Annotated in this window: 11 protein-coding genes; 7 read left to right on the plus strand and 4 right to left on the minus strand. The window is 72.7% G+C overall.

The genetic code is table 11. The features are described from left to right. Positions 1-7: 7 nt before the first annotated feature. The 4 genes from RY076_RS18770 to RY076_RS18785 are packed head-to-tail and all read right to left on the minus strand — an operon-like array spanning position 8 to position 3541. A complete protein-coding gene (locus RY076_RS18770) occupies positions 8-622 on the minus strand; it encodes a phosphatase PAP2 family protein (protein WP_323100736.1) in 615 nt (204 codons plus the stop codon). 41 nt (positions 623-663) lie between these two features. Further along, positions 664-2247: a glutamine-hydrolyzing GMP synthase gene (guaA, locus tag RY076_RS18775; RefSeq protein WP_323100738.1), complete on the minus strand. Its 1584-nt coding sequence runs from the start codon at positions 2245-2247 to the stop codon at positions 664-666. A 41-nt stretch (positions 2248-2288) separates the two neighbouring features. After that, positions 2289-2675, minus strand: coding sequence for a DUF3817 domain-containing protein (locus tag RY076_RS18780; RefSeq protein WP_323100739.1), 387 nt, complete (start codon positions 2673-2675; stop codon positions 2289-2291). Then, the gene (locus RY076_RS18785; RefSeq protein WP_323100741.1) at positions 2672-3541 is read right to left on the minus strand and encodes an SURF1 family protein; all 870 of its coding nucleotides are present in this window, start codon (positions 3539-3541) and stop codon (positions 2672-2674) included. The genes RY076_RS18780 and RY076_RS18785 overlap by 4 nt, the downstream gene beginning before the upstream one ends. A gap of 114 nt (positions 3542-3655) precedes the next feature. Between RY076_RS18785 and RY076_RS18790 the strand changes: the two genes are divergently transcribed. The 7 genes from RY076_RS18790 to RY076_RS18820 form a co-directional block, all read left to right on the plus strand. Next, positions 3656-4348: a hypothetical protein gene (locus tag RY076_RS18790; protein WP_323100742.1), complete on the plus strand. Its 693-nt coding sequence runs from the start codon at positions 3656-3658 to the stop codon at positions 4346-4348. Between the two features lie 202 nt (positions 4349-4550). Further along, positions 4551-6953: an immune inhibitor A domain-containing protein gene (locus RY076_RS18795; protein WP_323100743.1), complete on the plus strand. Its 2403-nt coding sequence runs from the start codon at positions 4551-4553 to the stop codon at positions 6951-6953. A 145-nt stretch (positions 6954-7098) separates the two neighbouring features. Beyond that, positions 7099-10008 (plus strand): Na+/H+ antiporter subunit A, encoded by a 2910-nt coding sequence (locus RY076_RS18800; protein WP_323100744.1) that lies wholly within the window; start codon positions 7099-7101, stop codon positions 10006-10008. Next, positions 10005-10568: a Na(+)/H(+) antiporter subunit C gene (locus tag RY076_RS18805; RefSeq protein ID WP_323100745.1), complete on the plus strand. Its 564-nt coding sequence runs from the start codon at positions 10005-10007 to the stop codon at positions 10566-10568. The genes RY076_RS18800 and RY076_RS18805 overlap by 4 nt, the downstream gene beginning before the upstream one ends. A 58-nt stretch (positions 10569-10626) precedes the next feature. Continuing rightward, positions 10627-12267 (plus strand): Na+/H+ antiporter subunit D, encoded by a 1641-nt coding sequence (locus RY076_RS18810; RefSeq protein ID WP_413785798.1) that lies wholly within the window; start codon positions 10627-10629, stop codon positions 12265-12267. Continuing rightward, positions 12264-12974: a Na+/H+ antiporter subunit E gene (locus tag RY076_RS18815; protein ID WP_323100748.1), complete on the plus strand. Its 711-nt coding sequence runs from the start codon at positions 12264-12266 to the stop codon at positions 12972-12974. Before RY076_RS18810 ends, RY076_RS18815 begins: the two co-directional genes overlap by 4 nt. Then, positions 12971-13207: monovalent cation/H+ antiporter complex subunit F (locus RY076_RS18820; protein ID WP_323100750.1), on the plus strand; the 237-nt coding region annotated here is incomplete at its 3' end. The genes RY076_RS18815 and RY076_RS18820, both read left to right, overlap by 4 nt.

A 13207-nucleotide genomic window follows, 5' to 3' on the forward strand; every position in this document is an offset into this window, starting at 1 on the left:
CTCCACCCTAGTGTCGGGCGATCCGCTCGCCGAGCCGCCACGGCCAGCGCAGCAGCAGCCACAGGACGAGCGAGCCGAGCAGCACCGACCCGACGACGTCGCTGAGCCAGTGGAAGTGCAGCCAGAGCAGGCCGAGCACGACGAGCAGGGTCCAGACGGCGGCCGCGGTCCACGCCGCGCGGCGCCGGTGGGGCCGTAGCCGTGACACGATCTCGGCGAGCACGCCGGCGCACACGAGAGCCGTGGCCGTGTGCCCGGACGGGTAGGACCCGTCGTGCACGACGACGGCGTCGAAGCCCGGTGCCGCGCGGTCGATGACGGCCTTGCCGACGAGCACCGTGGTCGTCAGCAGCACGATCGCCGGGACCGCGACCACGACGGGCGCGGGTGACCTGCGTCGCCAGGACAGCCAGGTGGCGACGAGCAGGACGACCGCGACGCCGACGGCAGGGGTCGCGAGGTCGACGACGAGGAAGGCCAGCACATGGGGCAGCGTGGGCCCGCCGGTCTCTCCCGGCGTCAGGGCCAGGACGGCGTCGTCGAGGCGGTAGACCCGCCCCTCGCGCACGACGCCGACGGTCAGCGCCACGAGCGCGACGAGGAGCACCAGCGGCACCGTCACCGCCCACGGGTCTCGCCGCGGGCCGTCACGGCCCGCGCCGGTCACTCCCACTCGATGGTGCCCGGCGGCTTGCTCGTGACGTCGAGGACGACGCGGTTGACCTCTTCGACCTCGTTGGTGATGCGGGTCGAGATCGTGGCGAGGACGTCGTAGGGCACCCGTGCCCAGTCGGCGGTCATGGCGTCCTCGGATGCGACCGGCCGCAGCACCACGGGGTGCCCGTAGGTGCGGCCGTCGCCCTGGACGCCGACCGACCGGACGTCGGCGAGCAGCACGACGGGGCACTGCCAGATGTCTCGGTCGAGTCCGGCCTTCGTCAGCTCCTCGCGGGCGATGGCGTCGGCCCGGCGCAGCACCGCGAGGCGCTCGGCGTCGACGGCCCCGATGATGCGGATGCCGAGGCCCGGACCGGGGAACGGCTGGCGCCACACGATGACCTCGGGCACGCCGAGCTCGAGGCCGACCTGGCGGACCTCGTCCTTGAAGAGGGTGCGCAGCGGCTCGATGAGGGAGAACTGGAGGTCGTCGGGCAGGCCGCCGACGTTGTGGTGGCTCTTGATGTTGGCCGCGCCCTCACCGCCGCCCGACTCGACGACGTCGGGGTAGAGCGTGCCCTGGACGAGCCACTTGACGGGGTGCTCCTCGTCGCCGCGGTCGTGGACGACGTCGCGCGCGGCCTGCTCGAAGACGCGGATGAACTGCTCGCCGATGATCTTGCGCTTCGTCTCGGGGTCGGTGACCCCGGCGAGCGCGTCGAGGAAGCGCTCGCGCGCGTCGACGACGACGAGGTCGACGCCGGTGGCCTCGACGAAGTCCTTCTCGACCTGCTCGGCCTCGCCCTCACGGAGCAGGCCGTGGTCGACGAAGACGCACGTCAGCTGGTCGCCGACCGCCTTCTGCACGAGGGCTGCCGCGACGGAGGAGTCGACGCCACCGGAGAGGGCGCAGAGGACGCGGTCCTGCCCGACCTGCTCGCGGACGGACTCGACGAGGTCGTCGACGACGTTCGAGGCGGTCCACTCGGGGGCGATGCCGGCGCCCTTCCAGAGGAAGTTCTCGAGGACGCGCTGGCCCTGCTCGGAGTGCAGCACCTCGGGGTGCCACTGGACGCCGTAGAGGCGACGCGCGTCGTCCTCGATGGCGGCCACCGGCGTGCCGGCGGTCGAGGCCGTGACGGCGGAGCCCTGCGGGGCCTCCGTGACGGAGTCGCCGTGCGACATCCAGACGACCTGGCTCGCCGGCTGACCGGAGAAGAGCGTCGAGCCGGTGCCGCTGATGGCGGCGTTGGTCTTGCCGTACTCGCGGGCGCCCGTGCGGGCGACGGTGCCGCCGAGGGCCTGGGCCATCGACTGGAAGCCGTAGCACATGCCGAAGACCGGGACGCCGGCCTCGAGCAGCGCCGGGTCGAGCCGCGGGGCGCCGTCCTCGTAGACCGAGCTCGGGCCGCCGGACAGGATGATCGCCGCCGGCTCCTTGGCGAGCATGTCGCTCACCGCCATGGAGTGCGGCACGACCTCGCTGTACACGTTCGCCTCACGCACCCGGCGGGCGATGAGCTGGGCGTACTGGGCGCCGAAGTCGACGACGAGGACGGGATGGCTCTGCAGGTCGTGCGCGTCGGTCACGCGGACAGCCTAGTGGCTCGCGTCAGGGGCTCCGGACCCGCTCAGGCCCCGGCGTCCGCGTGCGCGCCGTCACCCGCGGCATAGGTCCGGGCGAGCATCCCCTCGATCTCGGCCGTGTTGCGGCGCTCGGCCACCCACGGCAGGACGGGCACGAACCCGGCGAGGAGGTTGCGGATGATGCGCAGCGGGCTCCACCCGACCTTGAGGCCGAGGTTGGCGACCGACGCCGCGTAGCCCATGTAGATGACGCCGTGGATCGGGCTCCAGTACTGCGTCAGCACGTTCGTCTGGTGCAGCGCGTACTTCATGACCATCTCGAGGATGAGCACGAACAGCGCGATGCCGGCGACGATCGCGAGGACGCGGTAGGCGGACAGGGCCGAGCGGATCTGCTTCGGCTTGGCGAGGGCCTGCGGGTAGGTGCTCACGTCGTGGCGCTCTCTCTCGTGCTGTCGGTCGTGCTGTCGGTCGTGCTGTCGGTCGTGCTGTCGGTCGTGCTGTCGGTCGTGCTGTCGGTCGTGCTGGGGATCGGGGAGGCCGGGGCTGCGGGGGCGACGTCCTCGTCCGCGTCCTCCTCGGCGCGGAGCATCTTCCAGAACATCCAGATCGCGAAGACGCCGAAGACCCACCACTGCACGGCGTAGGCCGCGTTGCGCAGGTTGAGCGGGGTGTCGAGCGTCGGTGGCGGGACGCGGGTGAGGGCGGCGTCGGTCAGGGTGGCGCCCGACGCGTCGGTGCCCGCGTGCTCGGCCGAGGCGAAGACGACGGCGTCGTAGAGGTCGCCGGGCCACTCGTTGACGAGCTCGGCGAGGTCGATCGAGCGTCGCTGCTCTCCCTGCAGGGGGTCGCCGGTGCGGGGGGACTCCCCCGGGCCGAGCGTGCCCAGGACCGTGACGGGCCCGGCCGGCGGCGTCGGGGCCGCGCCCGGGGCGCCGGCGACGAAGCCACGCAGCACCGCCACGGTGCCGGCCCCGGTGTCGAGCGGGGTGACGACCCACGAGCCGCTGCGGTCGCCGAGGCGTCGGTCGACGACGACGAACGAGCGGGACGCGTCGTAGCGGCCGGTGACGGTGACGGGGCGGTTGGACAGCTCCGGCGGGAAGGCGCGGTGCGGTGCGGTGACGTCCGCGAGGGGCTCGCGGGTCATCGTCGCAGCGGCGGCGATGGCGTCCTGTCGACCGTTGTCGCGGGCGACGCCGAGCTGCCACATCCCGAGCAGGACACACGCCGCGACGACGACGAGCAGGCCCGCGAGGGAGGCCACCCAGCGTGGGGTGAGCAGTCGGCGGAGCACCTCCCAAGGGTAGGTCACCGACCTCGGCGTCCCCGACGCCGGCCGCCGCCCGGGCGACGACGGGTCACGTCGCCGCGGAGGCGGGGCGGCGGGCGGCGTGCCAGACTCGGGCGCATGCACGGCCGGTCGACCCCTCCCGCCCGCGGTGCCGCGGTCGGCGCGCGCCCCGCGGCGCGCGCCGCGTTCGGCATCGGCACGGCCCTCGTGGCCCTCCTGCTCGCCGGCTGCGGCGTCACCGACATCCCGTCGGCGCCCAAGACCGTGACGGTCCTCGTCGACCCGCCGAGCACGCCCGCGCCGAGCAGCCCGGCCACCGAGACCCCGGTACCGACCCAGACCGCGCCGTCGTCGACCGCGGTCCCCACTGCCCTCGCCGCCGGCGCGCAGCGCGGCGCCCCGCACTCCTTCGCCGAGGCCGCGGCCCGGGTCGCCGGCGCCAAGCCGGCGGGCGGCGTCACCTCGGCGTTCGTCAGCCCGAGCGGCAACCTGCGGTGCGTCGTCACCGGTGGCGCTCCGGCGCCGGCGTGCGAGGTGGTCGAGGGACGCGTCACGCCCCCGAGCGCGGGGACGTGCAAGCCGGGCGGCGCGGCCGACATCGGGCGCATCGAGCTGACCGCCGGCGGGGCGGTCCCGGTGTGCAACGGCGACACCGTCACCCGCGCGGACGCTCCCAAGCTCGAGTACGGGTCGCGCACGTCGGCGCCGGGCCCTGTGCAGTGCGTCAGCGAGGAGTCCGGCGTCACGTGCGTCGACCAGGCCCACCAGCACGGCTTCTTCCTCGCCCGCCGCACCTTCGTCACCTTCTGAGCGACCGCCGGGCGGTCGCTGGGCGGTCGCTGGGCGGTCGCTGGGACGAGTGGTGCAAGGGCTCCATACCCTCCCGAAGGTCACGAATCGGTAACAACCCCGACCGTGATCTCGCCCGCGGACGCACCGGGCTTTGACTGGGGCGTCGCCCCTCGGGGGTCCGGCGACACGGGATACACAACTCACACCAAGGGGAAGTCTCGTGAGGCACACAGTGCACATGGGGCGGCGGGCCGTCGTCGGCATCGTCGCCACCGGCGCCCTGGTCGCCGGCGCGCTCGCCGCGTCGCCGGTCCAGGCCGCACCGAACACCGGGTCATCCGGCAACCAGAAGTCCGTCGGCAACACCAACGCCGACAACCTCCGCTCGCCGCTCGCCGTCCGACAGGACGCCGCGCGGCAGAAGGCCCTCCAGGCCCGGGTCAAGGGTGACCCCACGGCCCAGGGCAAGGTCGCCAAGGTCGGCGGCATCCAGGGCAAGGGACAGTACGTGCAGCTCGAGCGCGAGGGCACGGACAAGATCTTCGTCGTCATCGTCGAGTTCGGGGACCAGCAGTACCCCAACCCGATCTTCCAGGGACCGCCGCCGGACGGCAGCGCCACCGACGTCACCGGCCCGCGCCACAACGAGATCCCTGCGCCGGACCGCTCCGTCGACAACTCGACGCTGTGGCAGGCGAACTACGACCGGGCGCACTACCAGGACATGTACTTCAACCGGATGGCGAAGTACTACGAGCGGCAGTCCTCGGGGCGCTACTCCGTCGAGGGCGACGTCACCGAGTGGGTCAAGGTGCCCTTCAACGAGGCCCTCTACGGTCGCAACTACTGCGGCAGCATCGTCTGCCCCACGTCCAAGGCGCTCGTGCGCGACGCCCTCGCCGTGTGGGTCGACAACCAGCTGAAGTCCGGCAAGACGATGGCGGAGGTCCAGGCCTACCTGCGCACCTTCGACCAGCAGGACCGCTACGACATCGACGGCGACGGCAACTTCAACGAGCCCGACGGCGTCATCGACCACTTCCAGATCGTCCACGCGGGCGGCGACGAGGCGGCCGGCGACCCGAACCAGGGCACCGACGCCATCTGGAGCCACCGCTCCTTCGCCAATGTCCAGGGCGGCGGGCCGCTCGGCTCCGGCGTCAACATCGGCAACAACAGCGGCCTCGCCTCGAGCTCGCAGGTGCCGAACAACCCGACGGGGATCTGGGTCGGCGACTACACGATGCAGCCCGAGAACGGCGGCCTCGGCGTCTTCGCCCACGAGTTCGGCCACGACCTCGGCCTGCCCGACCTCTACGACACCTCCGGGAACACCGGCGGCGCCGAGAACAACACGGCGTTCTGGACCCTCATGTCCTCCGGCGCCAACATCGGCGACGGCGGCCCCGACGGCATCGGCGACGCGCCCACCGACATGGGCGCGTGGGAGCTCTTCCAGCTCGGCTGGCTCCAGCCGCAGGGCAAGCAGGGCCCGTTCTACGACGTCGCCCACGCCGGCACGCGCTCGTCGCACACGCTCGGCTCGAACGTCCCGGCGACGAAGAAGTCGCAGGCCCTGTTCACCGTGCTGCCCGACAAGCAGGTGTCGCTCGACATCGGGGCACCGGCGTCGGGCGGCTGGCAGTTCTACAGCACCCAGGGCGACGAGATCGAGACGACGATGACGCACACCGCCTCGCCGGGCACCCTGACAGCGAAGGTCAACTACGACATCGAGACCGACTGGGACTACGCCTACCTCGAGGCCTCGCCCGACGGCACGACGTGGACGCCGGTCGCGACCAACCGCTCGACGACGGCGAACCCCAACGGGCAGAACGAGGGCCAGGGCATCACCGGCGTCTCGGGCGCGTGGGTCGACCTCACCGGCACCCTGCCGCCCCGCACGACTCAGGTGCGGTTCCGCTACTGGACCGACGTCGCCGAGACCCGGCCCGGCATCCGGATCGACGACGTCGCGCTCAACGGGACCGTCATCGGCTCGGGCGAGACCGCCGACGAGGGCTGGACCTTCAACGGGTTCGTGCGCACGCAGCAGCAGTACGTCAAGGGCTACTTCAACGCCTACGTCGCCGAGAACCGCCAGTACGACGGCTACGACGCGTCGCTGCGCACCGCGTACAACTTCGGCTTCCTCGGCACGCGTCCCGACTGGGTCGAGAGCTACCCGTACCAGAACGGCCTGCTCGTGTCGTACTGGGACACCTCGCAGTCGAACAACAACGTCGGTGAGCACCCGGGCAAGGGCCTGGTCCTGCCCGTCGACGCGCACCCCGAGCTGAGCCACTGGCCTGACGGCACGCTCATGCGCAACCGCATCCTGTCCTACGACTCGACCTTCGGGCTCGAGGCGACGGACCCGATCACCTTGCACACCAACGGTGTCGCCGGGTCGATCGCGAGCAAGCCGGCGCAGCCCGTCTTCGACGACACGAAGACGTGGTGGGTCAACGCCGACGAGCACGGCGCGACCGGTGCCCACCCGGGCCGTTACCAGCCGGGCTGGTACTCGGTCGACGTGCCGAAGACCGGCACGACGATCCGCGTCGTGTCGACCTCGAAGCAGGGCGGCGACCTCAACGTCCTCGTCGCTCCCCGGTGACCCGCTGAACCGGTGACCGAGTGCCCCGTCGACGCCGCCGTCGACGGGGCACTCGCACGCGGCACGTAGGATTGGGGCTCACGAGCGCCGGATCGCCGGATGCGCGCCGTGGACGACCTGCCAACCCGACGACCGAGGGGCCGCCGTGGCGCACCTGCTCATCCTCCATCTCGCAGCAGCGGTCGTCGCACCCCTGCTCGCGAGGTACCTGCGCGCCAAGGCGTTCGCCGTCCTCTCCCTCGTGCCGGCCGTGTCGTTCGTCTGGCTGCTCACCGTGGCGGGCGACGTGCGTGACGGGCACGGCCCGGTCGAGCGGGTGCCGTGGGTGCCGGGCCTCGGGCTCGACCTCGACTTCCGCCTCTCGACGCTGCAGTGGGTGCTCGCGCTGCTCGTCACCGGCATCGGCGCCCTCGTCCTGCTCTACTGCACGTGGTACTTCTCCGACGACGACCCGACGATCTGGCGGTTCTCGTCGGTCTTCATCGCCTTCGCCGGCGCGATGCTCGGCCTCGTCCTCACCGACAACTTCCTCGTGCTCTACATCTTCTGGGAGCTGACGACGGTCCTGTCCTACCTGCTCATCGGGCACAACCCGGCGAGCTCGACCAACCGGCGCGCCGCGATGCAGGCCCTCGTCGTCACGACGTTCGGCGGGCTCGCGATGCTCGTGGGCATCATCGCCCTCGGCGTCCACCACACCTACTCGATTTCCGGGCTGCTCGCCGACCCGCCACCGCTCGACGCCGTCACCGTGGCGGCGGTCGTGCTGCTGCTCGTCGGGGCCCTGTCGAAGTCGGCGCTCGTGCCGTTCCACTTCTGGCTGCCGGGTGCGATGGCGGCCCCGACCCCGGTCAGCGCGTACCTGCACGCCGCGGCCATGGTCAAGGCCGGCGTCTACCTCGTCGCGCTCCTCGCGCCGGCCTTCGCCGGGGCGCCCGCCTGGCACGTGCTCACCCTCGGCCTCGGGCTGCTGACCATGGCGGTCGGCGGCTGGCGGGCGCTGCGCCAGCACGACATCAAGCTGCTCCTCGCCTACGGCACGGTGAGCCAGCTCGGCTTCATGGTCGCCGTCGCCGGGCTCGGTACGCGCACGGCGGGGCTCGCGGCCCTCGCGCTCGTCGTGGCGCACGCCCTCTTCAAGTCGACCCTCTTCCTCACCGTCGGCGTCGTCGACAAGGCCACCGGCACCCGCGACCTGCGCGAGCTGTCCGGCGTCGGCCGGCGGTTGCTGCCGGTGTCGGTGCCTGCCACCCTCGCCGCTCTGTCGATGGCCGGCGTCGTGCCGCTCGCGGGCTTCGTGTCGAAGGAGAGCGCGCTCGAGTCGCTGTGGCAGGACGTCGAGACCGGCGTGCCGCTGCCTCCGGCCTACGGCTGGCTCGCCATCGCCGGGGTCGTCGTCGGGTCGGCGCTGACGGCCGCCTACACGGCCCGGTTCCTCTGGGGCGCCTTCGCGACGAAGCCGGGGGTCGCCCCGACGCGGGTCAAGGTGCCCCACCCGGGGTTCGTCCTCGCCCCGCTGCTGCTCGGCACCGCGAGCCTGCTCCTCGGCCTGCTCGCCCCGCTCGAGTCGCCGTGGCTCATGCCGTACGCCGAGACCCTGCCGCAGGGGGCGCCGCCCGAGCCGCTCGCGCTCTGGCACGGGGTCACGGTCCCGCTGCTGCTGTCGCTGCTGTCGATCGCCGTGGGTCTCGTCCTCTTCTGGAAGCGCGACCTCGTGGCCCGGGCCCAGACGGGTGTGCCCGCCCTCGTCGACGGCGAGCGCGCCTTCGCCCGCACGCTGCGCTGGGTCGACCGCGGCGCGGTCGAGACCACCGCCGTGACCCAGCGCGGCTCGCTGCCGATCTACCTCACCGGCATCCTGCTCGTCTTCGTCCTGCTGCCCGGGGTGGCCGCGGTCACGCAGGGACAGCTGCCCTCGGTCCGCTTGTGGGACAACGCTGGTCAGGCCGTCGTCGGGTTGATCGTCGTGGCCGCCGCGGTGCTCGTCCTCGTCACGCGGCGACGCCTCACGGCCGTCATGCTCGTCGGCGTCACCGGCTACGGCGTCTCGACGCTCTTCATCGTGCACGGCGCGCCCGACCTCGCCATCACCCAGATGCTCGTCGAGACCGTGTCGCTCGTCGTGTTCGTCCTCGCGCTGCGACGGCTGCCGACGAAGTTCACGCGGCACCCGCACTCCCCCGCCCGCACCTGGCGTCTCGGGCTCGGCCTCGCCGTCGGCTGCGCCGTCGGAGCGATCGCGCTCGTGGCCTCCGGCGGTCGCTCCACCGACCCGGTGTCGGCCGGGTTCCCCACGCAGGCCTACGAGTTCGGTCACGGCAAGAACATCGTCAACGTGACGCTCGTCGACATCCGCGCGTGGGACACCCTCGGCGAGGTGTCGGTGCTCGTCGCGGCGGCCACCGGCATCGCCAGCCTCATCTTCGTGCAGACCCGCAACACCCGGCTCTCGAGCGCGAGCGCCAAGGAGCTGCCCTCGAGCAACCCGACCCGCGGCACGTGGCTGGCCGGCGGACGCACGATGCGCAAGGAGAAGCGCTCGGTGATCTTCGAGGTCGTGACGCGCCTCGTCTTCCACGTCATGCTCGCCGCGTCGCTCTTCCTGCTCTTCTCCGGCCACAACCAGCCCGGCGGCGGGTTCGCCGGCGGTCTCGTCGCCGGCCTGGCGCTCGTCGTGCGCTACCTCGCCGGAGGCCGGTACGAACTCGACGAGGCGGCCCCGTTCGACGCCGGGCTCGTCGTCGGGCTCGGGCTGCTCGTCGCCGTCGTGTCGGCCCTCGCGCCGCTCGCCTTCGGCGGCACGATCCTCGAGACCACGGCCGTCGACTTCACGCTCTGGCCGTGGGGCGAGGTGCACCTCGTGACGTCGGTGTTCTTCGACGTCGGCGTCTACCTCATCGTCGTCGGCATGATGCTCGACATCGTCCGCAGCCTGGGCACCGGCATCGACCGGCAGATCGCCGAGGAGGCCGACGCCGGAGCCCCCGACGACAGCACGACCCCCGTCGCCGCGGGGTCCGTGAGCGGCGCCACCACCGGGGAGGTGCACCCGTGAGCTCGCTCGCCCCCTCCCTCATCGAGAGCACCCTCGAGCCGAACCTGACCCTCGTGCTCGTCACGGTCGGCCTCGTCGCCGCCGGCACGGCGCTCGTGCTCGACCGCAGCCTCGTCCGCGTCCTGCTCGGGGTCGTCCTCATCGGCAACGGCGTCGCGGTCCTCTACCTCGTCGTCAGCGGGCGCGCCGGCCGGGCGCCGTTCGTCGGCGAGGACCCGGCCTCGATCAGCGACCCGCTCCCGCAGGCGATGGTCCTCACCGCCATCGTCATCAGCCTCGCCACCGTCGGCTTCCTCCTCGCGCTGTCCTACCGGCTCTGGCAGATCTCCGGCACCGACGACGTTCCCGACGACGCCGAGGACGCCCGCATCCAGCGGCTCGCGGAGGCCGACGCGACGTCGGAGACGTACGACCCGTCCGAGGTGTCGACGACGACCTCCGACGAGGACGCCGAGGCCGACGCCGACGACGACCCCCACCAGGGCGTCGACGATGACGCCGACGAGAACGCCCACCAGGACGCCCACGCGGACGCCACCCGAGGAGACGCCCGTGGCTGACCCGACCCTCGCGAGCGCCGCCCTCGTCGGCGCCGACCTCGTGCCCAACTTGCTGCCGATGCCGGTCCTGCTGCCGCTGCTCGGCGCGGCCCTGACGCTCGCGCTGCGTCGCTCCCCGCGACTGCAGCGGTCCACGAGCATCGCCGTGCTCACCGCCACCGTGGCGGTCGCCGGCGTGCTCGTCTGGCAGACCGACGCGAACGGCCCGGTGGTGCTGTGGCTCGGCGCGTGGCAGGAGCCGCTCGGCATCTCCCTCGTCGCCGACCGGCTCAGCGCCCTCATGCTGCTCGTGTCGGGTGTCGTGACCCTCCTCGTGCTGCTCTTCGCCATCGGGCAGGGCCACGCCGACGAGGAGGAGGACGACGAGAGCACGCCGCTGTCGATCTTCCACCCCACCTACCTCGTGCTGTCGGCCGGCGTGGCCAACGCGTTCCTCGCCGGCGACCTGTTCAACCTCTTCGTCGGCTTCGAGATCCTCCTGTTCAGCTCCTACGTGCTGCTGACGCTCGGCGGTTCGGCGGCCCGCATCCACGCCGGCACGACGTACGTCGTCGTCAGCCTCATCAGCTCGGCGCTCTTCCTCGTCGGCATCGCCGCGGTCTACGCCGCGACGGGCACCGTCAACCTGGCCCAGCTCGCGATCCGGATCGAGGGCCTGGCGCCCGGCGTCGCCCTCGTCCTGCAGCTGACCCTGCTCACGGCCTTCGCGATCAAGGCCGCCGTCTTCCCGATGTCGGCGTGGCTGCCCGACAGCTACCCCACCGCCCCGGCGCCGGTCACCGCGGTCTTCGCCGGCCTGCTGACGAAGGTCGGCGTCTACGCGATCATCCGCACCCAGACCCTGCTGTTCCCCGACTCCCCGCTGCAGGGCCTGCTCATGTGGGCGGCCCTGCTGACGATGGTCGTCGGCATCCTCGGGGCGGTCTCGCAGACGGGCCTGAAGCGGATCCTGTCGTTCACGCTCGTCAGCCACATCGGCTACATGATCTTCGGCATCGCCCTGTCCAGCACGCAGGGCACGGCCGGCGCGATCTTCTACGTGGCGCACCACATCACGATCCAGACCGCGCTCTTCCTCGTCACCGGCCTCGTCGAGCGCTACGCCGGCACCACCTCGCTCGACCGCCTCGGGGGCCTGGCCGCGTCGGCGCCGGTGCTCGCCGTGCTCTTCTTCGTGTCGGCGATGAACCTCTCGGGGATCCCGCCGCTGTCGGGGTTCCTCGCCAAGATCGGGCTGCTCGACGCCGGCATCGCGCTCGGCACACCGCTGGCCTGGGTGCTCGTCGTCGGCGGCGTCGTCACGAGCCTGCTGACGCTGTACGCCCTCGCGAAGGTGTGGAGCCAGGCCTTCTGGCGGCCGCGCCCCGAACACGTGGGGGCCACAGACGCCGACAGCGCCGACGCGTCCGGCCCGTCGGCCGTCCAGCCGACCGTGCGCGTCGGGTCAACGGCGTCGGCGCCCGTGGCCGCGGCGACGCGCGGGAGCGTCGCCGTCGCGTCCGAGGTCGGGGGCGATGCCCGCGCGCCCCGCCCGCTGCCACGGCTCATGCTCGGGGCGACGGCGGCGATGACCGCCGTGGGCCTGCTCATCACGCTCGTCGCCGGGCCGCTCTTCGCCTACACGCAGCGCGCGGCCGAGGACCTGCACAGCCGACAGCCGTACATCACCTCGGTCCTGCCGCCGGAGGTGCGCCGATGACCACTCCGCCGTCCTCGCCGCGCACCGCGCCGACCGGACCCGCCCCCGCGGTCGAGGGGCCGCGCCGTCGACGCCGCACCTTCCAGCCGCGCGCCGTCGTCGCCATCGCGGTCGTCTGGGTGCTGCTCTGGGACCGCGTCTCGCTCGGCAACGTCGTCAACGGGCTCCTCGTCGGGCTGCTCGTCACCTACGCCTTCCCGCTGCCCTCGATCGTCTTCACCGGGCGCGTGCGGCCGCTGCGCGTGCTGTGGCTCGGCGTCCGGTTCGTCGGGGACCTCGTCGCGGCGTCGTGGCAGGTCATCCGGCTCGCGTTCGGCCCCGGCCGCCTGCGCAACGCCGTCGTCGGGGTGCAGCTGCGCTCGCGCTCCGACTTCTACCTCACCATCACCGCCGAGCTCGTCGCGCTCGTGCCCGGCTCGGTCGTCGTCGACGCCCGTCGCTCGAGCTCGGTGCTCTACCTGCACCTGCTCGACGTCGGCCGCGAGGGCGCCATCGACGCGGCCCGCCGCAACGTGCTCGCCGTCGAGGCCCGGGTCGTGCGGGCCATCGGCTCCGACGAGGAGGTCGCGGCGCTCGAGGCCGCGGCCGCCGCCGACCCCGACGGCACCGGACGCGTCCCCACCGACGGGCGCGTGTCTGAGCGCGAGCACCCGCCCGAGCACCCGGACGAGCCGACCGACCCCGCCACCGGAAGGAGCTTCGCGTGAACGCCATCGCCCTCGCCGCCCTCGCGATGCTCGGCGTCGCCGCCGTCATCGTCCTGGTGCGCATCGCCCGGGGCCCGAGCAACCTCGACCGGATCGTCGCCTCCGACATCCTCCTCGTCGTCGTCATCGCCGGCGTGGCCCTGGAGTCGGTGCGCCAGCGCACGGCCACGTACCTGCCGCTGCTCATGGTGCTCGGCCTCGTCGCCTTCGTCGGCGGCGTGGGGGGGGGGGGC

Origin of the sequence: Intrasporangium zincisolvens, from assembly GCF_034724055.1 — a bacterium.
GTDB classification, from domain to species: domain Bacteria; phylum Actinomycetota; class Actinomycetes; order Actinomycetales; family Dermatophilaceae; genus Monashia; species Monashia zincisolvens.

Excerpts from the sequence above, each read along its gene's own strand:
- RY076_RS18790 (WP_323100742.1), top strand. The coding sequence starts at position 3,656 with ATGCACGGCCGGTCGACCCCTCCCGCCCGCGGTGCCGCGGTCGGCGCG.
- RY076_RS18810 (WP_413785798.1), top strand. The coding sequence starts at position 10,627 with ATGCCGGTCCTGCTGCCGCTGCTCGGCGCGGCCCTGACGCTCGCGCTG.
- RY076_RS18815 (WP_323100748.1), top strand. The coding sequence starts at position 12,264 with ATGACCACTCCGCCGTCCTCGCCGCGCACCGCGCCGACCGGACCCGCC.